Source organism: Mesorhizobium sp. WSM4846, assembly GCF_055811415.1.
The window spans coordinates 1-21,813 of record NZ_JBVVPZ010000008.1 but is presented as its reverse complement, the minus strand read 5'-3'; the positions used below and the strand labels follow the sequence as shown (position 1 = coordinate 21,813).

At 63.2% G+C, this 21,813-nt stretch carries 21 protein-coding genes and 2 pseudogenes; 9 read left to right on the top strand and 14 right to left on the bottom strand.

Features of this window, described 5'->3' with window-relative positions:
• Positions 1 to 209 precede the first annotated feature (209 nt).
• From AC0L15_RS09635 to rpsU, 3 genes are all read right to left on the bottom strand, one after another.
• Positions 210 to 683, bottom strand: a complete 474-nt coding sequence (locus AC0L15_RS09635) for a DUF992 domain-containing protein (RefSeq protein WP_287246017.1) — start codon at positions 681 to 683, stop codon at positions 210 to 212.
• Positions 684 to 836: 153 nt separating this feature from the next.
• The gene (locus AC0L15_RS09630) at positions 837 to 1,682 is read right to left on the bottom strand and encodes a tetratricopeptide repeat protein (protein ID WP_287059701.1); all 846 of its coding nucleotides are present in this window, start codon (positions 1,680 to 1,682) and stop codon (positions 837 to 839) included.
• A gap of 153 nt (positions 1,683 to 1,835) precedes the next feature.
• On the bottom strand, positions 1,836 to 2,108 hold the full coding sequence (gene rpsU / locus AC0L15_RS09625; protein WP_023675331.1) for a 30S ribosomal protein S21: 273 nt from the start codon (positions 2,106 to 2,108) through the stop codon (positions 1,836 to 1,838).
• 405 nt (positions 2,109 to 2,513) lie between these two features.
• Between rpsU and AC0L15_RS09620 the strand changes: the two genes are divergently transcribed.
• Together AC0L15_RS09620 and AC0L15_RS09615 are read left to right on the top strand one after the other, a co-directional pair.
• Entirely contained in the window at positions 2,514 to 3,023 is a 510-nt protein-coding gene (locus tag AC0L15_RS09620; protein WP_287059709.1) for a ferritin-like domain-containing protein, read from the top strand.
• Positions 3,010 to 3,453: a DUF6766 family protein gene (locus tag AC0L15_RS09615; RefSeq protein WP_287064689.1), complete on the top strand. Its 444-nt coding sequence runs from the start codon at positions 3,010 to 3,012 to the stop codon at positions 3,451 to 3,453. Before AC0L15_RS09620 ends, AC0L15_RS09615 begins: the two co-directional genes overlap by 14 nt.
• 73 nt (positions 3,454 to 3,526) lie before the next feature.
• On the opposite strand, the gene AC0L15_RS09610 is transcribed toward AC0L15_RS09615, so the two are convergent.
• Positions 3,527 to 3,916, bottom strand: a complete 390-nt coding sequence (locus tag AC0L15_RS09610) for an SET domain-containing protein (protein ID WP_287064688.1) — start codon at positions 3,914 to 3,916, stop codon at positions 3,527 to 3,529.
• 82 nt (positions 3,917 to 3,998) lie between these two features.
• On the bottom strand, positions 3,999 to 4,757 hold the full coding sequence (locus tag AC0L15_RS09605; RefSeq protein WP_287246019.1) for an SDR family oxidoreductase: 759 nt from the start codon (positions 4,755 to 4,757) through the stop codon (positions 3,999 to 4,001).
• A 262-nt stretch (positions 4,758 to 5,019) separates the two neighbouring features.
• On the opposite strand from AC0L15_RS09605, the gene AC0L15_RS09600 reads away from it, so the two are divergent.
• From AC0L15_RS09600 to AC0L15_RS09580, 5 genes are all read left to right on the top strand, one after another.
• Positions 5,020 to 6,273 (top strand): sarcosine oxidase subunit beta, encoded by a 1,254-nt coding sequence (locus AC0L15_RS09600; RefSeq protein WP_287246021.1) that lies wholly within the window; start codon positions 5,020 to 5,022, stop codon positions 6,271 to 6,273.
• Between the two features lie 90 nt (positions 6,274 to 6,363).
• On the top strand, positions 6,364 to 6,660 hold the full coding sequence (locus AC0L15_RS09595; protein ID WP_287246024.1) for a sarcosine oxidase subunit delta: 297 nt from the start codon (positions 6,364 to 6,366) through the stop codon (positions 6,658 to 6,660).
• Positions 6,657 to 9,665 carry a sarcosine oxidase subunit alpha gene (locus tag AC0L15_RS09590; RefSeq protein ID WP_287246026.1) on the top strand — a complete coding sequence of 1,003 codons (3,009 nt, stop codon included), beginning with the start codon at positions 6,657 to 6,659 and terminating at the stop codon, positions 9,663 to 9,665. The genes AC0L15_RS09595 and AC0L15_RS09590 overlap by 4 nt, the downstream gene beginning before the upstream one ends.
• A complete protein-coding gene (locus AC0L15_RS09585; protein WP_287246027.1) occupies positions 9,658 to 10,236 on the top strand; it encodes a sarcosine oxidase subunit gamma in 579 nt (192 codons plus the stop codon). The genes AC0L15_RS09590 and AC0L15_RS09585 overlap by 8 nt, the downstream gene beginning before the upstream one ends.
• 51 nt (positions 10,237 to 10,287) lie before the next feature.
• Positions 10,288 to 10,518: a hypothetical protein gene (locus AC0L15_RS09580; protein WP_236375687.1), complete on the top strand. Its 231-nt coding sequence runs from the start codon at positions 10,288 to 10,290 to the stop codon at positions 10,516 to 10,518.
• An 80-nt stretch (positions 10,519 to 10,598) separates the two neighbouring features.
• Here AC0L15_RS09580 and AC0L15_RS09575 read toward each other — a convergent pair whose 3' ends face one another.
• Positions 10,599 to 10,844 carry a DUF680 domain-containing protein gene (locus tag AC0L15_RS09575; RefSeq protein WP_287246028.1) on the bottom strand — a complete coding sequence of 82 codons (246 nt, stop codon included), beginning with the start codon at positions 10,842 to 10,844 and terminating at the stop codon, positions 10,599 to 10,601.
• A gap of 239 nt (positions 10,845 to 11,083) precedes the next feature.
• Positions 11,084 to 11,728, bottom strand: a complete 645-nt coding sequence (locus AC0L15_RS09570) for a TetR/AcrR family transcriptional regulator (protein WP_287064682.1) — start codon at positions 11,726 to 11,728, stop codon at positions 11,084 to 11,086.
• 292 nt (positions 11,729 to 12,020) lie between these two features.
• Here AC0L15_RS09570 and AC0L15_RS09565 point away from each other — a divergent pair, with 292 nt between their 5' ends.
• Positions 12,021 to 12,638, top strand: a complete 618-nt coding sequence (locus AC0L15_RS09565; RefSeq protein ID WP_473496282.1) for a hypothetical protein — start codon at positions 12,021 to 12,023, stop codon at positions 12,636 to 12,638.
• 5 nt (positions 12,639 to 12,643) lie between these two features.
• On the opposite strand, the gene AC0L15_RS09560 is transcribed toward AC0L15_RS09565, so the two are convergent.
• From AC0L15_RS09560 to AC0L15_RS09535, 6 genes and pseudogenes are all read right to left on the bottom strand, one after another.
• On the bottom strand, positions 12,644 to 13,138 hold the full coding sequence (locus AC0L15_RS09560; RefSeq protein ID WP_280944161.1) for a MaoC family dehydratase: 495 nt from the start codon (positions 13,136 to 13,138) through the stop codon (positions 12,644 to 12,646).
• 26 nt (positions 13,139 to 13,164) lie between these two features.
• Positions 13,165 to 13,980, bottom strand: a complete 816-nt coding sequence (locus AC0L15_RS09555) for an SDR family oxidoreductase (RefSeq protein WP_287246030.1) — start codon at positions 13,978 to 13,980, stop codon at positions 13,165 to 13,167.
• Positions 13,981 to 14,325: 345 nt separating this feature from the next.
• Positions 14,326 to 17,457, bottom strand: coding sequence for an efflux RND transporter permease subunit (locus tag AC0L15_RS09550; protein ID WP_287246032.1), 3,132 nt, complete (start codon positions 17,455 to 17,457; stop codon positions 14,326 to 14,328).
• Positions 17,457 to 18,617 (bottom strand): efflux RND transporter periplasmic adaptor subunit, encoded by a 1,161-nt coding sequence (locus AC0L15_RS09545; RefSeq protein ID WP_473496281.1) that lies wholly within the window; start codon positions 18,615 to 18,617, stop codon positions 17,457 to 17,459. The genes AC0L15_RS09550 and AC0L15_RS09545 overlap by 1 nt, the downstream gene beginning before the upstream one ends.
• A gap of 256 nt (positions 18,618 to 18,873) precedes the next feature.
• Positions 18,874 to 19,236 carry a LysR substrate-binding domain-containing protein gene (locus tag AC0L15_RS09540; RefSeq protein WP_473496302.1) on the bottom strand — a complete coding sequence of 121 codons (363 nt, stop codon included), beginning with the start codon at positions 19,234 to 19,236 and terminating at the stop codon, positions 18,874 to 18,876.
• 46 nt (positions 19,237 to 19,282) lie between these two features.
• A pseudogene (locus AC0L15_RS09535) lies at positions 19,283 to 19,804 on the bottom strand (LysR family transcriptional regulator); the annotation flags it as partial.
• 134 nt (positions 19,805 to 19,938) lie between these two features.
• Here AC0L15_RS09535 and AC0L15_RS09530 point away from each other — a divergent pair.
• On the top strand, positions 19,939 to 20,718 hold the full coding sequence (locus AC0L15_RS09530) for an alpha/beta fold hydrolase (RefSeq protein ID WP_473496280.1): 780 nt from the start codon (positions 19,939 to 19,941) through the stop codon (positions 20,716 to 20,718).
• Between the two features lie 204 nt (positions 20,719 to 20,922).
• Here the strand turns inward: AC0L15_RS09530 and AC0L15_RS09525 are convergent.
• A pseudogene (locus AC0L15_RS09525) lies at positions 20,923 to 21,328 on the bottom strand (CBS domain-containing protein).
• Between the last annotated feature and the right edge of the window lie 485 nt (positions 21,329 to 21,813).

Below are 21,813 nucleotides of genomic sequence, written 5' to 3'. Positions count from 1 at the left end.
GGGGACGGTTGTAAAACCTCAACCGCGATTGAGCTCAAGCGGTATTTTGCGGGTGCGCTGAGGGTGCTGATGAAGGCGGGATATCAAGATTGGCGATCATGGCGTCAGCGATGATCTTCCGTGGCACGGCGGTTCCCAATAAGTCGTGCGGCGCGGAACAGTCCTATCCTATCCTGTTCCGCGCCGCATGCAGAGCCACGCTATGGCGCTCATTTGAAAGAGTGGATCAGTTCCAGTGAGGTGACGGCGACTGCCAGGTTGACGCCGGTCTGCGCCTGTACGTTGAGAGGCTGCAGCGAAAAGGCGCTGTTCAGCCCGCCGACCAGAAGGTTGGCGCCGCCGCCGGTTACCACGCTGGCCTCGGCGTTGACGCCATAGTAGCTGCCGGCAAGATCGCCGGCATCACGGTCGCGGGTGGCCGCCAGAACCGCCCATATCAATTCGCCCTGGTGGGTCTTGCCGACGTCGACGCCGAGCTTGGAAATGACCCCGGTATAGGCTTCCGGGGGACCACCATGATGAGGTCGAAAGGTGCAGGCAACGCCCTTGTTGGATGTCACGATATAGCCGGTGCCGCCGTCGATGGTGCAGTCGAGCACGCCGAGCTGCAGCCTCCCTGCGCTGGCAGGGGCGGCTAGAACCGTAGCGGCGAGGGCGGCGGCACAGGCGAGTTTCTTGATCATGGGGGGGTCCTTTTCGCGAATAGCCTTGAACAACGGCTAAGCGTCCCGAGCGTTCCGCCGAGAACTTGGCGCGATCAAGGCGTCATCCGTTGAAGGTTTCGAAGCCATGCCAAACGGCAGGCCTGCCATGTCAGGCCGAAACGCCGCCGTCGGTCAGCCGGTGCTGGTGCGCGCCAGGCCGTCCTTGGCAGGCTGGTAGGTGGGGCTGAGGCGCACGGCCTCGCGGTAGGCTTTAGCCGCCTTAGCCTTGTCGCCGCGCCGCTCGTAGATCAGCGCCTGGTTGGACCAGGCCTCGGCATTCTTGCCGTCGAGCTTGATCGCCATGTTGATGTCGGCGAAGGCATTGTCCTCGTCGTTCATGGCGAGATAGGAGAGGCCGCGGCCATTGTAGGGTTCGGCGGCGTCCGGCGCCAGCGAGATGGCTGTCGAGAAATCCTCGATGGCGAAAGCGTGCTGGCCCTGGCTCTGATAGATCAGGCCGCGATTGTGATAGGCGCGTGCGTCTGTCGTGTCGAGCTGGATCGCCTTCTGGAAATCGTTGAACGCTTCCTGGATGCGGTTGGCTTTGCGGTAGAGATTGCCGCGGCCGATATAGGCTGCGTCATAGTCGGGATTGATCTGGATCGAGCGGTTGTAGTCGGCAAGCGCGGCCGCCTGATCGCCGAGGAATCGCTGGATGAGAGCGCGGTTCGAATAGGCCTGGTAGAAATTCGGATTGAGCTGGATGGCGGTATTGAAGTCCTTGAGCGCCGCCTGATACTGGCCGCCGCGGCCATAGGCCGAGCCACGCACATTGTAGCCTTCCGGATCCTGGGGACTGCGCTGGATAACGGCCGATAGCGAGGAGATGTTCTCGGCCGACCCTTGTGCCTTGTCGATGTTGGTGAATTCGCCGGTCGGGGCTGTCTGGCAGCCGGCGAGCGCCAAGCCAGAAAGCAGGGCTGCCGTCAGGGCGAAGCCGCGCATTGCGGTTCTGCGCTCCACGCTAATTGCATTCATGTCTGCTCTGTCCTCACTGCCCGCCCGCGCCGTCAGGTCTGTTCCCTCTCCGAACCGGCCCTCTGCGAGCTGGTCGAATTCAAAACAAAAAGGTGGCGACGATTTCGCATCGCGCCACCTTGGGTATCCTTCGAAAAGGACGAAAAATTGGCGTCAGAACCGCGGCGGACGCGGAGCGCCGGCACCAGCGGCACCAGCCGCCACCGGGCGCGGCGTCATCGGCAGCAGGCCTTCGCGCTGAGCGCGCTTGCGGGCCAGCTTGCGGGCGCGGCGAACGGCTTCCGCCTTTTCGCGGGCGCGCTTCTCAGAGGGCTTCTCATAATGTCCGCGCATCTTCATTTCGCGGAAGATGCCTTCGCGCTGCATCTTTTTCTTGAGCGCGCGAAGCGCCTGATCAACATTGTTGTCGCGGACGAGTACCTGCACGGGCAATCCTGTCTTTCGGGTTTTGTTAACAACAGGCAAGTGGCCATAGTCGCTTGCCTCCGCGGCGGTCTACACCACGAATTGTGGCGGCTGATAGCAGAATCATGCCGCTCTGTCCACTGCCGAAACGAAAAACCCGCCTCAGCGGCGGGTCGTCGGCGCAAATCACACCATAGGTCAATCGATAGCATAACTGCCGGCGCAAAGCAAGGAAGTTACAACTTCCGATCGTAGGTTCGCTTACCTGGGCCGCTCTCCGCACCGGTGAGCGATCAGTGGCGTTCCCCGCCACAAATAAATTTTGGCGGCTCCATCCGGCAGAACGCTCCGCCTGGCTCTATCAGCGAAGGAACAAAGCTCGTTGCCCATTGTTTGTTTCGCATAGGCAAGCACAGGAGAAAACCGATGTCAGAAACCCGTGAATGGCTCGTCCAGTGGCTCAGGGACGCGCATGCGATGGAGGAGCAGGCCGAAACCATGCTGAACGGCCAGTTGAGCCGGCTGGAGAGTTATCCCGAACTCCGTGAGCGCATCAGCCTGCATGTCGACGAGACGAAGGGGCAAGCAGCGCGCCTCAGAACCTGCCTGGAACAACTGGGCGAAGATAGGTCGACGCTGAAGGACGCCGGCGGCAAGCTGTTGGCCATGGCGCAGTCCCTCAGCGGCGTGTTCGCCGGCGACGAGGTGATGAAGGGCTCACTCGCGAGCTACACATTCGAGCATATGGAGATCGCCTCATACACGATACTCATCGCAGCCGCAAAATCCCTCGGCGAAACGGAAGTCGCCCGGGCCTGCGAACAGAACCTGCGTGAGGAAGAGGCAATGGCCGAGTGGCTGAAAAACAAGCTGCCCGCGACGACGGAGCAGTTCCTGGCTCGCTCGGAGTCGGACAGCGACTATGCCAAACGATGACGACAACAGGCCGGCGGCCAAGATGAGACCGCCTTCGGTGTGGCGGGCCTACAGCTACGCCTGGATTACCCTCGGCTTCTTCATCATCTCGATCGTCGGTCACTGGGTTTTCGGCTGGTTCGCCTATCTCGACGAGCAGCAAGCGCTCGGCCAGCCACCCGAATTCGGCGGCTATCTGATCGAGATGAGCCGCGACACGCTTGAGAACTGGCAGTCGGAATTCCTGCAGCTGCTCTGGCAGGTCGGCGGCCTGGCGTTCCTGCTCTTCGTCGGCTCGCCGCAATCGAAGGAGAGTACCGACCGTATGGAGGCTAAGATCGACGCGCTTCTCACCCTTGTCGACCCGAAGAAAGGCAAGGAAGCGATTCGCGAGTTGGACCTGCAGTATGACGGCCGCCACACCGACGAGCCGCACGCGCACCGGCACTAAATCCGGGAGTTGGAAATTTGACCCGGAGGCGATCATCGCTCCGGGTCGTTGATCCAACAACGCAACCAGGTCGCTATGATGCTGTGGCCAGGTGAAGCCGCTCGAAATCCTCGAAGAACTCGCCGTAGTCGCAGGTTATTTCCTCGCCAGCCGCTATGTCGCGGATCGCGGTTGCCCCGCCATACTGCGAGAAATCCGTGTTCGGCGTTTCGGAATGGTTCATGAAGCGGCCATTGTCGACCTCATAGACCATGAATCCGGGCCGGTCCGGACTTGGATAGGCATATCTGTCGAGCAATTCCCTGAGGTGCGGCGGCGCGGCCCTATATTTCTCCATAGGGAACAGCCGGTCGAAATCCGGATCGAGCCGCCAGATCGACGCTCCCTTCCTGATCGGCTCGGCGGCGAACACGCCGACGCCCTCGATTGCGCTAGCAGCGATGTAGGTCCTGATCAGCAGCATGTTTTAGGCCCGTCGTCGAACAAAGTGTCCGAAGAAAATCGCCAAATCGCACTGGAAAGCAAGACCGCTTGGCGACATTGCCTCACGTCCGATTGATCGAGAGGCCGCCATCGGCAAACAGCGCGGTTCCGGTGGTGAAGCTCGACGCATCCGAAGCGAGGTAGAGCGCCGAGCGGGCGATCTCCTCAGGCGCGGCGACGCGCTTCAAGACATGCAGGTTTTCGACGAAGACTCGCGATTCAGGTGTCTTGAACGTTGCCGAAGGCGTGTCGGTGCCGCCCGGCAGCAGCGCGTTGACCCGCACGCCTTTGGCGCCATATTCGGCGGCAAGCACCTGCGTCAATCCGATCAGCCCGGCCTTGCTTGCGGCATAGCTGGTCATGCCGGGCATGCCGACGGTATGGCCGACAAAGGTAGAGGTGAAGATCAGCGAACCGCCGCCGCGTTCGACCATCGCCGGCACCTGATATTTCGCGCCGAGAAAGGCGCTGGTCAGGTTGGTGTCGAGCGTCTCTCGCCATCCCTCCAGCGACAATTCCGCGATTGGACCCATCTTGCCGACCGAGCCGGCGTTGTTGAAGGCGATATCCAGCCCGCCGAATTTCTCGACCGCCCTCTCGACAAGAGCTTTGGTGTAGTCTTCGTCGCGAACGTCGCCGGCAAGGGCCATGGCGGTGCCGTCGGCCTCCTCGATTTCGGCGACGAGCGCGTCCAGCTCCGCCTGGCGGCGGGCAGCGACGACCAGCTTGGCGCCTTGCTCGGCAAAGAGTTTTGCGGTGGCGCGGCCGATGCCGGAGCTGGCACCGGTGACGATGGCGATCTTGTTGGCGAGTGCGAGCATTTTTGGCCTCCTTTCCTCGCGCCAGCTTTGCCGGCAATCGGATGCTTGGTCGCAGATCGAGGGACAGCGAGCCACCCGATACCTGCGCAGGCGTTCGGATGCGTGGTTCGGCTCGTTGCTTCGACAGGTCTTTTTAGTCGCGGCGCAAAACGGCAAGCGCCGTCGCAAACAGCGCAAGGCTGGCAGCGCTGTTTCGCTAGTGATACACCTCGCGCGCCGGCGCTCGATTGGATGCCCGGCCGCTGTCTGCGAGGCCAAAACGTTGAAGAAATACTCGGTATTCGCCATCGCCCGCGAGGCCATGCGCGGCCACAAGGGCTGGGAGGAGCAATGGTCTTCGCCAGAGCCGAAGAAGGAGTACGACGTCATCATCGTCGGCGCCGGCGGCCATGGCCTGGCCACCGCCTACTATCTCGCCACGGTGCACGGCATCACCAATGTCGCGGTGTTGGAAAAGGGGTGGCTCGGCGGCGGCAATACCGGCCGCAACACCACCATCATCCGCTCCAACTATCTGTATGACGAGAGCGCCGGCATTTATGATCACGCGCTAAAGTTGTGGGACGGGCTCAGCCAGGAGCTCAACTACAACGTCATGTATTCGCCGCGCGGCGTCATGATGCTGGCGCACAATGTGCACGACATCCAGGTCTTGAAACGTCACGTCCATGCCAATCGTCTGAACGGCATCGACAATGAATGGCTGACGCCGGAAGCCGCCAAGGAATTCTGCCCGCCGCTCAACATTTCGCGCGATGCCCGCTATCCGGTGATGGGCGCTACCCTGCAGCGTCGCGGCGGCACGGCGCGTCACGATGCCGTCGCCTGGGGCTATGCGCGCGGCGCTTCGGCGCGCGGCGTCCACATCATCCAGAATTGCGAGGTCACCGGCGTCAAGCGGGCGCCGAACGGCGCGGTCATGGGCGTCGAGACGACACGCGGCTTCATCGGCGCCAAAAAAGTCGGCGTCGTTGCGGCCGGCCATTCGTCGGTCATCATGAACATGGCCGGGGTGCGGATGCCGCTGGAAAGCTATCCGCTGCAGGCGCTGGTGTCGGAGCCGGTCAAGCCGGTCTTCCCCTGCGTGGTGATGTCGAACACGGTGCACGCCTATATCTCGCAGTCCGACAAGGGCGAACTGGTCATCGGCGCCGGTACCGACCAGTATATCTCCTATTCGCAGACCGGCGGCCTGCACATCCTGCAGCACACGCTCGACGCCATCTGCGAGATGTTCCCGATGTTCACGCGCATGAAGATGCTGCGCTCGTGGGGCGGCATCGTCGACGTGACGCCCGACCGTTCGCCGATCCTGGCCAAGACGCCAGTGCCCGGCCTCTATGTCAATTGCGGCTGGGGCACGGGCGGCTTCAAGGCGACGCCGGGCTCGGGCCATGTCTTTGCCCACACCATCGCCAGGGACGATCCGCACCCGATCAACGCGCCCTTCACCATCGAGCGCTTCCGCACCGGTCGCCTGATCGACGAGGCGGCGGCGGCAGCGGTGGCGCACTGATATGGCCGAGATGGCTGTCGCCATGGACAAGAGGCTTTGCGATCAACCCGCCGACGCTTGCGTCGGCCACGGCGAATTGTAGGAACAACCATGCTTCTCATCCGCTGCCCCTATTGTGAGGAAGAGCGTCCGGAACTTGAATTCCGCAACGCCGGCGAGGCGCATATCGCGCGTTCGGCGGATATGGCCGCGACAAGCGACGACGATTTTGAAAAGTTCTTCTTCATCCGCTCGAATCCCAAAGGCATCATCTATGAGCGCTGGCGGCACATGCATGGCTGCGCGCGGTTCTTTAATGCCGTGCGCGATACCGTCAGCGACAAGTTCCTGATGACCTACAAGGCCGGCGAGCCCAAGCCGGCGAAGCTGCCGGGAGCCTCCGAATGATTGCGACGTTCCGCATTCCCGGCGCCGGGCGCCTCAAGCAGGCAGAGACCGCTCGGTTCAGCTTCGACGGCCAGTCCTATGCCGGCGTCGAGGGCGAAACGCTGGCCTCGGCGCTGCTCGCCAACGGCGTCCATCTGGTCGGCCGTTCGTTCAAATATCACCGGCCGCGCGGCTTCCTGTCCGCCGGGGCGGAAGAGCCCAACGCGCTGGTTGAGATCAGGCGCGACTCCGCCAGGAGGACACCAAATGTTCGCGCCACCGTGCAGGAGCTCTATGACGGGCTGACGGCACAGTCGCAGAACCGCTGGCCGTCGCTGGCCTTCGACGTCAGCGCGCTCGGCGACATCGCCTCGCCGCTGCTTTCCGCGGGCTTTTACTACAAGACCTTCATGTGGCCGAAGTCCGCCTGGAAAAACTTTTACGAGCCCAGGATCAGGGCTGCGGCAGGGCTTGGCGTCGCTCCTGACCAGCCGGATCCCGACCACTATTCGGCGCGTTTCGCACATTGCGACGTGCTGGTGCTGGGTGGAGGTGCTGCCGGCATCGCCGCGGCAGTTGCCGCGGCCGAAACCGGCGCGCGCGTCATCCTAGCCGACGAGCAGGCCGATTTCGGCGGCAGCCTGCGTTTCGAGAGTGGCGCCAGGATCGACGGCCAGGACGGTTTTGCCTGGGCGCAAGGTGCAGTCGCCAAGCTCAGGGCCATGGACAATGTCCGCGTGCTGTCGCGCACCACCGCCTTCGGCTATTACGCGCAGAATTTCGTCGGGCTGGTCGAGCGCGTCAGCGACCATCTGCAGAACCCTGGCCGCGAACTGCCGCGCGAGCGGCTGTGGCAGGTCCGCGCCAAACGCGTCGTGCTGGCGACCGGTGCCATCGAGCGGCACATGGTGTTTGCCGACAACGACCGGCCAGGGGTCATGCTGGCGTCGGCGGCGCGCACCTACCTCAACCATTTTGGCGTCGCGGTAGGCAGGAATGTCGGCGTCTATACCGCCAATGACTCCGCCTATGCGGCAGCGATCGACCTGAAGAAGGCCGGCATCGGCGTGGCGGCGATAGTCGACCTGCGCGACAACCCGACCGGATCGGTGATCGACGAGGCGAGGGCGCTCGGCATCGAGGTCAATTTCGGCCGCGCGGTGATCCGCGCCGGCGGCAAATTGCGGGTTTCGTCGATGACCGTGCAGCCGAAGAATGGCGGCGGCGAGCGCACCATCCCGGTCGACGCGATCCTGATGTCGGCCGGCTGGACGCCGTCGGTGCATCTGTTCTCGCAATCGCGCGGCAAGGTCGCCTTCAACGACGAGGCCAAGCGTTTCGTGCCCGGCACCTACGCCCAGGACTGCGTCTCGGTCGGCGCCTGCAACGGCACCGACGGGCTGTCGGCGACGATCGACGAAGCCTATGCGGCAGGCGCCAAGGCGGCGAAGGATGCCGGCGTCAAGAATGCCGTCGCCAACACCGTCAAGGGCACCAAGCCGAAGGTCGACGCCAGCGAGAACTGGTCGCGCGGCATGCTGGGTGCGGCGCCCGGCGCCGGGCCGGACACGACGGTAAAAGCCTTCGTCGACTTCCAGAACGACGTCACCGCCAAGGACATCCGCCAGGCGGTGCATGAAGGCATGCGCTCGATCGAGCACGTCAAGCGCTTCACTACCAATGGCATGGCGACCGACCAGGGCAAGACCTCCAACATGCACGGCCTGGCCATCGCCGCCGAGACGCTGGGCAAGCCGATCCCGCAAGTCGGCCTGACGACGTTCCGGGCGCCTTACACGCCGGTGACCTTCGGTTCGATCGTCGGACACGCGCGGGGTCCGCTCTTCGACCCGACCCGCAAGACGGCGATCCATCCCTGGGCCGAGCGCCAAGGTGCGGTGTTCGAGGATGTCGGCCAGTGGAAGCGCGCCTGGTATTTTCCGAAGGGCGGCGAGGACATGCACGCCGCCGTCGATCGCGAGTGTGTCACGGTGCGCAAGACGGCCGGCCTGTTCGACGCCTCGACGCTGGGCAAGATCGAGGTGGTCGGGCCGGATGCGGCCAAATTCATGGAACTGCTCTACACCAATCCGTGGGAGAAACTGGAGCCCGGCCGTTGCCGCTATGGCATCATGCTGCGTGAGGACGGCTTCATCTATGACGACGGCGTGGTGGGAAGACTGGCGCCGGACCGCTTCCATGTGACGACGACGACGGGCGGTGCGCCGCGCGTCATGAACCATATGGAGGATTACCTCCAGACCGAGTTCCCGCATCTCAACGTCTGGCTGACCTCGACTACCGAGCAGTGGGCGGTGATCGCCGTGCAGGGACCGAAGTCGCGGGAGATCATCGCGCCGCTGGTCGAGGGCATCGACATGTCGGACGGGGCGCTGCCGCATATGTCGGTGCGCGAGGGCAGGATCTGCGGCGTGCCGACAAGGCTGTTCCGCATGTCGTTCACCGGCGAGCGCGGCTTCGAGGTCAACGTGCCGGCCGACTACGGCCAGGCCGTCTGGGAAGCGCTGTGGGCCGAGGGCCAGAAGCACGGCGCCTGTGCCTACGGTACCGAGGCGATGCACGTGCTGCGTGCCGAAAAAGGCTACATCATCGTCGGCCAGGACACCGACGGCACGGTGACGCCTGGCGATGCCGGGCTCGACTGGGCGGTCGGCAAGAAGAAGACCGATTTCGTCGGTATCAGGGGCCTGGCTCGGCCCGACCTGGTCGCCAAGGGCCGCAAGCAGCTTGTCGGCCTGAAGACCAAAGACCCAAAAGTCGTGCTGGAAGAAGGCGCGCAGATCGTCGGCGATCCGAAGCAGGCGATCCCGATGACGATGATCGGCCATGTCACCTCGAGCTACTGGTCGGAAAATTGCGGCCGCTCGATTGCGCTGGCCCTGGTTGCCGGCGGCCGCGACCGGATGGGCGAGACGCTCTACGTGCCGATGCCCAATGCGACGATCGAGGTGGAGGTCACCGGCATGGTGTTCTTTGACGACAAGGGGGAGCGCCTCAATGGCTAAGGCTGCCGCGAAGGAATCCGCCGCTGCGCCGTCGGTCGAACGCCGGCCGGCTCTCGCCGGTCAGGAGCTTTCCGTAACCGGCGTTACGCTTGCTGTGTTGCCGCCGGCGCAGCGTATTTCGCTGCGCGCGCCGGACGCCTCGGTCGCGGCGCTTTCGAAGGCGCTTGGCGTGGAGCTGCCGCGGAAGCCCAAAACCTCGACGGCAAAGGCCGGGCGCACGGCATTGTGGCTTGGGCCGGACGAATGGCTGGTCATCGACGAGGTGGGAAAAGACCCGCTCGCCGACTGCGCAGAGCTTACAATGCTGCATTCAGCGGTCGGCATCTCGCATCGCAACGTCGCCATCTCGGTCGTCGGCCCAGCGGCGGCGGCGACGATCAATTCAGGCTGTCCGCAGGATCTGTCGCTGGACGTCTTTCCGGTCGGAGCGGCCTCGCGCACCATCTTGGGCAAGGCCGAGATCGTGCTGTTGCGCATCGCAGCCGACGCGTTCCGGGTTGAATGCTGGCGCTCTTTTTCCGATTATGTCTTTGCTTTCCTGTCGGAGGCGGCCGGCGACGCAGCGCCTTAGGAATGTTGGCAGGGCTCGACCGTTTGCCGGAGCAAGTCGGGGAGAAAGTCGATGCCGTCGAAATCCGCGCAGAATCCACCGGTCCAGAAGACGCCGGCGGTGCGCTCGTTCGAACACGAGCAGCACAAAGAACCAAACATTGAAGAGGAACTCGAGGAAGGGCTCGAGGACACGTTTCCGGCCAGCGATCCGGTGTCGATCACCGGGACTTCGATTCCCGGCGCTCCTGCAAGACCTGGCAAGGCCAAGATCGTGGCCGGAATGAAGAAGCGCAGGAAATAACATCCATCAGGCCCCGCGAGCACGGCGTCGCCGGCTACGAGTGCGGGGCGGTCAGGATTTCCTGTCGCCCTTTTCGAACGTCAGAACGTGCTGGGTACGATCCACGGGTCGATGTCGATGCCGAGCCGCGGGTGCTTGCTTTCCGTTGAGCCCTTGTGGGTGGCCGCGCCTGCCTTCTCGACCGATCCGGTCGCGCCGCAATCGAGCTTGATGCCGGTGTCGGCGCAGGCCGCGGCCGGCGCGTGTTTGCCGGGCTGACTCTGGTCGGCGAAGGCAGCGCCCGAGAAAGCAAGCAGTGCCGCGAGGGTGATGATTGTCTTTTTCATTGTCTGTCTCCGGGCTGGATTCTGGATTTGTACATGTACGACATAGCGTACATATACGACCGGCGAGTATGAAGTTCCAGTCGGAAATTGTACATGTACGAAATTTTTGACGGCGAGCGTGGCGCTAGCCCGCCGGGTGGCGATCCCAGCCACCAGGGTCCTACACGCATAGACTGATTCCCCAGGCCTTCGCCCTGTTTCGCTTGCCTGTCAGCTATCCGAAACTGAACAAAAACCCTTCAGCAGTTGACCGGCGTCTCGGTCAGCGGCGGCACGTCCTGCGTGGCCAGCGCGGCAAGCGTGAACTCGCACATCCGCTTCACGAACGCCTGCTGGTCGCCGAACGGATAGAAGGGAAAGGTGATCAGCAGCGAGATCGTGCCGTGGCCGACCGCCCACAGCATGGTGGCGATGGCGCGCGAATCGCCCTTCAGCTTGCCGGCGGCCACGCAGGCTTCAACCCTCTTGATCAGCACTTTCATCAACGGGTTGCCCTCCTGCATCTCGGCGAAGGTCCTGCCTTCCGGGGGCTTGACCTTCTCGGTCATGAATATCGTGCGATACTCGTTGGGGTTGCCAAGGCCGAAGGCCGCATATTCGGTCATCACCACTTGCAGCGCCTCGATCGGATCGTCGGCCGGGTGATCCTCGATACGCTTTGCCAGAGTCTTGAACGCGTCCTCGGCCAACGCGAACAAGATGTCCTGCTTGTCGGCAAAATAGGAATAAACCGACATCGGCGCATAGCCGACACGCTTGGCCAGCTTCCGGATGGTGAGGCCTTCATAGCCTTCTTCCTGGACGAGCTTGTGCGCGGCGTCGACAAGTTCGGAGCGCAGTTCGGCCTTTTGTTTCTCGCGGCGTGTCTGGACGCTAAGCGGCAATTTTCGCCTGCCTTCTGTTTGTGGCTGGCTAAATTATATACGCTGTACGGAATCGGACAAGGCGCGGTCAAAAATCGGCGCCCTTCTCAGCCATTTTCGCCCAAACATCGATCACACGTGTTACCCGGGCAGAAACGACGCGGCATCGGACTGTTACAACCAGAGGTTAGCTGCGGCCCGGCCAAGAGATTTTGTTGCTAGGCCCGAGATGACCATGACCGAGCTTTCTTCCGTTGCGCCAAACGCAGATCCACTTTCTCACGATGCCATGCTGGCCCTCAGGCGGGTGGTCATGGTTGCATGGTTGGCGATCGCGCTCGGATTCGCCATGGAGGCGCTTACTCTGGCTGGCAGGCTTGCAGCGGGTTCCCACCCGGCTACCACCCTGATCCTGATCGAATTGGCGCAAGGCGTGACGTGGGCGTTCTTCGTCTGCGCCGGTCTCAGCCTCGGCACGGCGATCGCCAAGGTACGAGCCTCGCTCGGCGGCCTGATCGCTGCAATCTCGGCACCACTGGCGATGGCCATCGCCAAGGGGTCGCAAAAGGTCATGGTAACTGCTCTTGATGCGGCCACAAAACCGGCCAGCCTCTCGCTCACCACGCTGGGCGTGCTGCGGGCGATCGAATATGGCCTGCTCGGCTGGATCCTGGCCTCGCTGGCGTCGAAGGAAAGGCCCCGTCCGCTCCATTTTGGGCTGGCAGGCACCGCGATAGGCGCGGTGTTCGGCGGCGGAATCACGGTGCTGACGCTTGAGACGGCCGCGGCGAACGGCGTTGCCCTTGAATTGCCGCGGGCGATCACAACCGGCCTCAACGAGATCGTGTTCCCGATCGGTTGCTCTCTGGTCGTCTACATTGCCCTGCAGGTCGGCCGGCACATGAAGATCATCTCTGGCGAGGTTCGTTGAGCCGTTCAGGCCGCTTCTGGCTGGCGCTCGATCAATGTCAGCGTCAGCCAGCGCGCGGTCAGCGCCGGCTTTTTCGAGCCCTCGATCTCGATCGTCACGTCATGCGCGGTCTGCACCCAGCCCGACGGCCTGACCTTGACGTCGGCCAGCACGAAACGGGTGCGGATGCGCGCGCCGGTCTTCACCGGCGCCAGGAAGCGCAGCGAATCAAAACCATGGTTGACGCCCATCTTGCTGTTTTCGAGCGGCGGCATGGTCTCGAAGGTCATCGCCGATAAAAGCGAAAGCGACAGAAAACCATGCGCGATGGTGCCGCCGAACGGCGTCTCGCACTTGGCGCGCTCCGGGTCGCAATGGATGAACTGGTGGTCGTCGGTGGCGTCGGCGAACTGGTCGATCATGCGCTGCGAGACCACCCGCCACGGCGACACGCCGACCTCCTTGCCGACGCTGGCCAGAAGCACATCGAGACTGATCGGTTCCACGCTGATGTCCTCCATTTCAACCGTTCGGAGCGCGAGCGGCTTCATTCCTTGAACAGTGTCAGCCCATGCTGCACCGACTGCCCGCCATCGATCGGCAGGATGGCGCCGGTGACATAGCTGCCGGCACGGCTGCACAAATAGAGCGTTGCGCCGGCAATGTCATCCGGCGCGCCGATGCGGCCGATCGGAACATGGCCGCCGATATGCTTGGCCTGGTCCTCGGTCGCGGTGGCGAAGGCGGTCATCCGGCTCTGGAAGGGGCCGGGGGCGAAGGCGTTGACGGTGATGCGGCGGGCGGCGAACTCGATCGCCAGGGTGCGCGTCAGATGGTGAACAGCAGCCTTCGAGGCAGTGTAAGAGTAGGCGTCGTCGGCCAGCGGCTGCGTGCCCATCACCGAACCCAGATTGATCACCCGGGCCGGATCGGCATCGCTGGCGGCCGCGTCGAGCAGCGGCAGAAGCTCGCGCGTCAGGTGGAAGACCGCAGTGACGTTGACGCCGAGCACCCTGGCCCAGGCATGGTAGGGAAAACTTTCCAGCGGCGCGCCCCAGGAGACGCCGGCATTGTTGACCAGGATGTTCAGCCGCTCGGTCCGCGCCTTGACCTCGTCGACCAGCGCCGCGATGCCAGCCTCGCTGGAGACATCGCCGGCAAAGCCTTCGGCCCGGCCGGCGCCGCCGAGGCCGTTCAATTCGCCGGCGACCCTGACGCAGTCCTCGCCCTTGCGCGAGGCGATCATCACGGTGGCGCCGGCTCTGACCAAAGCGGTCGCCGCCATGCGGCCGATGCCGGTCGCAGCCCCGGTCACCAGCGCGGTCTTGCCGGCCACCGAAAACAGCTCGTCCAGATAGCTCATTGCAATTCCTCCGCGCGCCCGTGCCTCGCCCAGCAAAAGGCTGCCATGGTCAGGGCCGCAAATCTCTTCAGGCAAATGATAGTGCCCAATTTGTATTGGAGATCAACTTGTTGAAGTCGGCGCTGCCTCGTCGCCCCGCCGGGCACTCCTCCCCGTATAGTGACGGGGAGAAGGAGTTGACCGCAACGCCGGCGCCCTTCTTGCGACGCCGGTGATTGGCGAAACCGGTGACGAGAGCGTCCCTCTCCCCATCCCTATACGGGGAGAGGATGCCGGCAGGCAGGTGAGGGGCAGCGCAAACGCTCGGAATGAGCGGTGGACTAAAAGCTGAAGCGATTGTCCTGCCTACTCGGCCGGCTCGACATTGGTGTAGGCGGCTTGTTCGAGCTCGCGTTTCAGCCGCGATGCCTCTTCCACCTTCGGCGTGACGAAGCGGCCGAGCAGGAGATAGGCGACCGGTGTCAGGAACAGCGTCGAGACGGTGGCCAGGCCCAGACCGCCGACGATCACCCAGCCAAGCGCGATGCGCGCCTCGGCGCCGGCGCCGCTCGCCAGCACCAGCGGCACGCCGCCGAGCACGGTGCAGATCATCGTCATCATCACCGGCCGCAGCCGGATGGTGGAGGCCTGCTCGATCGCCTCGCGCACGCCGAGCCCGCGGTCGCGCAACTGGTTGGCGAACTCGACGATCAGGATGCCGTTCTTGGCCATCACGCCTACCAGGAGCACCAGGCCGATCTGGCTGTAGGCGTTGAGGCTGGTGCCGCTGAGCAAAAGGGCAAAGATCGCGCAGGCGAGGCCGAGCGGCACCGTCGCCATGATGATGACCGCGCTGACGAAGCTCTCGAACTGGGCGGCGAGCACCAAAAGGATGATGACCAGCGAGAAACCGAAGATGGTGATCATGGCGCTGTTTGTTTCGCCCAGCGTCGCCGCCTCCGCCAACGGCACGATGCGGCTGCCCGGCGGCAGAAGCGGCGTGGCGATTGCCTCGGCGCGGGTGAGTGCCTGGCCGAGCGCAAAATCCCCGCTGAGGTTGGAGGTGATCGCCACCGACGGCTGCTGCTGCTCGCGGGTCAGCGAGGGCGGTACGGCGCGCTCGGTCAAAGTGGCGATGGTCGACATCGGCACGAAGCGGCCGTCGGCCGTCTTCAGGAAGATGTTCTCCAAATCGGTCGGATCGTTGATCGGGCTGGTCGTCGAGACGAGCTTCACGCCGTAGCTGCGATCGGCGATATAGACGTCGACGACATCATTGCCGTCGAGCATGGCCTGGAAGGAATCGGCCAGCCTGGTGATGTCGATGCCGAGGTCGGAGGCGCGCTCGCGGTCGATGGCGACGGAAAGCTGGGGCTGCGTCGGGTCGACGGAGAGCCGCGGCGACTGGAAGCCGGGGTCCTTCTGCATTTCCGCGATGATCTTCACCGCAGCGTTGCCGAGCGCCGCGCGGTTGTTGCCGACCAGCGCGAACTGCAGGCCGTTGCCGGCGCCGCGGATGCCGAGGCTGTTGGGCTGCACCGGAAAGACGCGCACGCTCGGCACCTGCCGGGTGAGCCGGCTGATGTCGGCCATGATCTGCTGCTGGCTGCGGTCGCGCTCGTCCCATGGCGCCAGCGTCATCACCATGAAGCCGGCATTGTAGGCGCCGTTCCGGCCGGCGCTCTCGAACGTATTGCGGATTTCGCCGGAATCGCGCAGCGGCTCGATCAGTTTTTCGATCTTCTGCATCTGCTGCGTCGTGTAGTCGAGGCTGACGCCTTGCGGCGCGTCGACGCGCATGAGCACGACGGCACGATCCTCGGTCGGCGTCAGTTCCTGGCGAATCGTGCCGAACAGCGTGAAGGCGGTGGCTGCAAACAGCAGCGCGACCAGGAGCACGATCCACGGCGCATCGAGGCAGGTGCGCAGGCAGCGCCGGTAGAGCCTGTTCAGCGCGCCGCCGATGCGGGCGCCGATGCCGCTGCCGCCTTCGTGATGAAGCGGCGCGACCGACAGCATGCGCGAGGCAAGCATCGGACAAAGGGTCAGCGCCACGACGGCGGACAGAAGCACCGATATTGCGAGAACGAAGCCGAATTCGCGAAACAGGCCGCCGGTCTGGCCGGGCAGGAAGGAGATCGGCACGAACACGGCGACCAGCGTCAGCGTCGTGGCGATGACGGCGAAGAACACTTCCTGGGCGCCAAGCACGGCCGCGGCGCGTGGCCCCATGCCTTCGTTGCGTCGTCGCACGATGTTTTCCAGAACGACGATGGCGTCATCGACAACCAGGCCCGTCGCCAGCACCAGGGCGAGCAGCGTCAATATGTTGACCGAGAAGCCGGCGAGATAGATGGCGGCGATCGTCCCGATCATGGCGACCGGCATCGCAAGCCCCGGAATGAGCGTCGCGCGCCAGTCGAGGAGAAACACGTAGATGACGATCAGCACGATTGAGACGGACAGGCCGAGTGCGATCTCGACCTCATGCACCGCGCCGTTGACGAAGACCGCATCGTCGCTGGTGACCTTGATCGACATGCCCTGAGGTAGATCCGCCTGCAGCGCGGCGACCGCGGCCCTGACGCCGGTCGAAATATCCAGCGTGTTCGATTCCGCCTGGCGGATGATGCCGAGACCGATGCCGGTCTTGCCGTTCGAACGCAATGTGGTCTGGCCGATGTCGGGGCCGAGCGTGACGGTGGCGACGTCGCGGATGCGGGTCGTGCCGCCGATGATGATGTTTTCGAACTCCTCCGGCGTGGTCACGTCCGCCGTCGGACGCACGATCAGGTCCTGGTTGGTCGTGGTGATCGAACCGGCCGGCGAATCGAAAGCGACCGAAGCCAGCGCTGTCCTCAGGTCGGCAACGGTGAAGCCCTGGCTGGCCAGCTTGTGCTGGTTGACGTCGATGCGGAAGATCTTGTCGCGGTCGCCGGAGACCTGGACGTCGGCAACACCGGGGACGGCGGCAAGCTCGTCCTCGATCTGGTCCTGGACCACCACCGTCATGTCCTGCACCGACATGGTGTCGGAGGTGACGGCCAGCCGCATCACGGGCTCGGAATTGGCATCGGCCTTGACGATGCGGGGCGGATCCGCGGTGTCCGGCATCTGGTTGGCGACACGGCCGACGCCATCGCGCACATCGGAGGCGGCGACGTCGAGGTCGACGCCGTCGTTGAATTCGATGGTGACGCGGCTCGTGCCGAAGGACGAGGTGGACGAGATCGACTTTACGCCGGAGACGCGGCCGACCGCGCCCTCGATCACGTCGGTCAGTTCGCGGTCGACGGTTTCGGATGCGGCGCCTTCAAAGGTCGTGTTAACGGTGATGACGGGGCGGTCGACATCCGGCAGTTCGCGGATCTCGACGCCGTAGAAGGCGGCAAGGCCGGCAACCGCGATCAATGTGTTCAGCACGAAGGCCATCACCGGCCTGCGGATGAACAGCGCGGTGAATCCTGTGTCGCTGGCCGCGTTGTTGGTTGCGGTCATCAGCCGTCGGCGTCCGCGGCGCGCAGTTGTTCGCCGGCGATGCGGACCTCGCCGCCTTCGCTGACACTCTGGGTGCCCTCGGTGACCACCATGTCGCCGCTGACGATCGGGGCATCGATCAGCACGGTCTCAGTGTTGCGCTGGATGATGCGCACCGCAACCCGCTTGGCCTTGCCGTCCACGATGGTCCAGATATAGGCGCCGTCCGAACCCCATTGTATCGCCAGCGGACTGACCGCAGGATAGCTGTCGCCGGGGAACTTCATGGTGATCTGGAAGGACATGCCGGCACGCAGCGAATCGGCCGGATTGGCGATCTTTGCCTTGACCAGAAGGGTACGACTGGCTTCATCGATGTGGTTGTCGATGGCGGAGACCGTGCCGGTATAGGCTTTGTTTGGGTTGGCGATTGGCGTCGCCGACAATTGCGCGCCGACTTTGACGAGGGCGGCGAAGCGCTCCGGCACCCAGAATTCGACCAGTATGCTGGAGCGGTCGTCAAGGGTGGCGACCGCCGACTGGCTGGTCACATAGTTGCCGGCTGATATCGGCAGGATGCCGACGACGCCGGCGATCGGCGCGACGATCGAGCGGCGCTGCAAGGCCAGTTCCGCATCGCGAAGCGCCAGCTTGGCATTGGCCAGCACCACCTCGGCATCGGCAACAGAGACCGCCGTCGCAGCGTTGGAAGCCCGCAACGATTTGACCCGGTCGAGCTTGGCCTGCGCGTCTTGCAAGGCAACCTTTGCGCGGTCCTGTGCGATCACCTCGGTGTCGGAATCGAGGGTGGCAATGATCTGTCCTTTTTCGACATGGGCGCCGGACTCGACCAGAAATTCGACCAGGCGGCCTGAACTGTAGGGATTGACCGTCACCGAGGCGTAGGCTCGGCCGGTGCCGATTGCCCGCAGGCGATCATTGATGACGGCCGTGGCCGCCGGCAATGCGACGATAGTCGCCAGTTGGCCGGCGTCGCTGCGGCGGCCCGCTTGCCCGGCGTTGTCGACGGCGCTCGTCGCTGTCGGAGGCGTCGTGGCATCAGCCCATTCGATGCCCCAGCGCGCCAGCACATCCGGCGCGCCTGGAAAAAAGCGAACCCAGGCGGCCGCGGCCGCGACGAGGATCACAAGTGAAAAAACGATCTGTTTCCAGGCGGCCATCGGCACTCCGGTTGGCAAGATCCCGTCTACGCTTCCCAAGCTGAAGTAGACGCGACAGTACCCTCCGACACAGGGGATGGCCCGTCGATATCAAAGCTTTATGGCAATTCTCCCGCTCGCTTGCACATTAAATCGGTGTAACGTTGATAGGGCCTACGCTTGAGTCAAACTGGCTCAGCCGGCTGAGCCAATGGGGTAGTGGTCAGTTTGAAACAATCGTTGCGGTGGAAGAAGCGCGTGGTAGGCAGGATCGACTTCAGATGTGACTCGCTTTGCTGTCAATCCTCTTCAAATCGAGCCGCGGAATGAGAAAGTCCAAAAATGCTTTAACTTTGGGGGGCTGAACGCCGCCTCCAGGCCGGATCGCATAGAGGGTTGGTTCGGGCCCTGCCCACTCGGGTAGGACACGAACCAGTCTCCCAGCGGCAACGTCCGACTTGACGCGCACATGGTTGGTCATGAACAGACCAACTCCCTCCAGCAGGAACCCGTGAAGAGCCTCTGGATCGCTGGCAACGGCCACTGCTCGTACTTTGAACTGGGACCGCTCGCCGCCGCTCGGTAGGGGCCATTCTACTGCCGGACGATTGAAATAGAACTCTGTCGAACAGACAGGCATGTTCCGTCAGCTCCGATGGATGCTGTGGCGTCCCCGCACGTTCCAGGTAGGTCGGGGCCCCATAGATACCCATCGGCAATGCGCCGAGCCGCCGAGCCGTGAGCGTGGAAACGGGCAGGGTGCCTTCCTGGAGCCGGAAAGCGATGTCTATGTCCTTGGCGACAAGGTCGACGACCTCGTGCCCAAGAAGCAATTGCGGGAACACCTCTGGATAGAAGCGGCGAAACTCGGTGAGCAGCGGAGCGAGGACGCGAGTTGCCAGCCAGTACGAGGCGGCAATCCGAAGCCATCCGCGCGGATGTTGCTGCAACTCCGCCACTGCGTTCTCCGCATCCTCCAGATTCTTCACCACTCGTTCGCAGTGCTGGAAATATACCGCTCCCGCTTCAGTCAGCTTCAGGCTGCGGGTTGTCCGATTCAGCAGTTGTGTCCGCAGTCTGGATTCCAGCTCCTGCACCTTCCGGCTGACCCGTGTCTTCGGCACCTTGAGCACGTGCGCTGCCGCTGTGAAGCTCCCTTCCTGCACCACCTTTACGAAAGCGACTGTATCGCTGAAGTCGCGCAGCATATGAGTCCTCCAGCAAGTTCGGATTGTCTCTCATTTTGAGACATTGATGTCCGAATCCGCTCGGTAATCAAGTCAGGTCCGTCAGGGTAGATCATGATTGTCCTATCAACAGCAAAACCAACTGGAGAACTGCCATGATCAAATCCCTAGCGATCGCCGTCGGTGCGCTGACGCTTTCGGTAACTGCTGCCGACGCACAAAGCGCGCCGCTCCGCAACGTCGTTCTCGTCCACGGCGCCTTTGCCGACGGAGCTGGATGGCGAGGCGTCTACGACCAACTAACAAGTCGTGGCTACAAAGTCTCGATCGTCCAGAATCCGCTCACGTCGTTCGAAGACGATGTCGCCGCAACGCGTCGCGTGCTCGCCCGGCAGGATGGGCCAGCCATTCTCGTCGGTCATTCCTACGGTGGCACGGTAATTACAGAAGCCGGCAACGCTGCCAATGTTGCGGGCCTCGTCTATGTCGCTGCCTTCGCTCCAGATGTCGGTCAATCCACGCTGGACCAATATGCCGAAATTCCTCCGCCGCCGAACTTTCAGCCTGACGTGCAGCCCGATGGCTTCGCGTTCCTGAAGATTGAGACGTTTAAGGCCGGCTTTGCTGGGGATACCAAGGATGCCGATGCCGCATTCCTGCGCGACTCCCAAGTGCCGATCGCTATGAAGGCGCTTGAGGCCAAGGTGACGACGGCGGCGTGGAAGACCAAGCCAAGCTGGTACGTTGTCGCGACTGAGGACGGCGCTATTGCGCCCGAACTGCTTCGGAGCACCACCGATCGTATCGGGGCGGTCACCACCGAGGTCAAAGGCAGCCATGTGGTATTGCTTACCCAGCCACAGGCCGTAGCCGACGTCATCGAACAGGCTGCCAAGGGTGTGGTGCCGGGCGATACCGCGGTGGCACCGAACTGACATCGCCCAAACGTAGCTCTGAGCCACGGCCAAGAGCGCAAGCGGGAAACGTGCAAAGATACTGGAGCAGCCGGGAGCGTCATCGACGTCCCCGGCATTATGACAGGAAGGCCTGATTTACGGCTCGGTCGAGCCGTCGCTTTGAGACGCGACAGCGCTAATGCGCCGCTGAACTCAGTTTGACCACGCAGCCGGGCAGAGCGCTTACCTCGCGTGTGCGCCGCCGGGTACGACGACGCCAGACATCGCTATTCCGTCTTCCTTCAGCGCGGCGTCGGCGAGCGAGACGACGCCCACCAGGCGCTTGTCGCGATTGAGGACAGACCTGGATGTCACCCATATTCTGGGCGACGTGCTCGATATCTTCGTCCTCGAAGCAGTATTTGACATCCTTGGTCATCGCGTCGCGCACCGTCGCATTACCGTCCTTGCCTTCGGCGACCGCACGCACGACGATGTCACGGTCGGTGATCGTCCCGACGAGTCGGTCGTTTTCTCCGACGGGCAGGAACCCGACATCGTCAACCGCCATGCGTCTCGCGATTTTCTGCAACGACTCGTCAGGACTGGCGAGATGAACGTTGGGGGTCATTATCTCAGCGACTTTCATGGTGAATCTCCCTGTTCGCGCAGAACGGGACCGGCGCCGGTGGTCGTCGAGCTATATTGGTCTGGAGAACGTGTTGAGGGCGTCAGGCCTGTCGCGCTGCGACGCTCGCTCGGCGGTCTCGTTCTTCGCTGATGGAACTAACAGCCGGGCCGAATGGTTCCAGGCGTTTGGCCGCGCCGCCATAGATATCTGCCGGAACCATCGGGCTCCGGTCCCATTTGCCGTGAATACCGCCTTGCAGACCGGACATGACCCTTGAAGCTTCCCGTTTTGTTCCCATATAGGATGAAAGGACGGGAGACGGTTCCTCCGCCGGGTCCCGCGCGGAGACATAAGGTAACAAATCGCACCTAAGACATGGCCTAGCGCGCCCCTGAACTGAGACACCAAAAGCGTAATAGTTCTCCGCAAAAAAGATTGAAATCGTTGTTGACACTTTGGATGGGCGCCGACTATATACGCCTCACCAACGAGGGCGGCGCGCC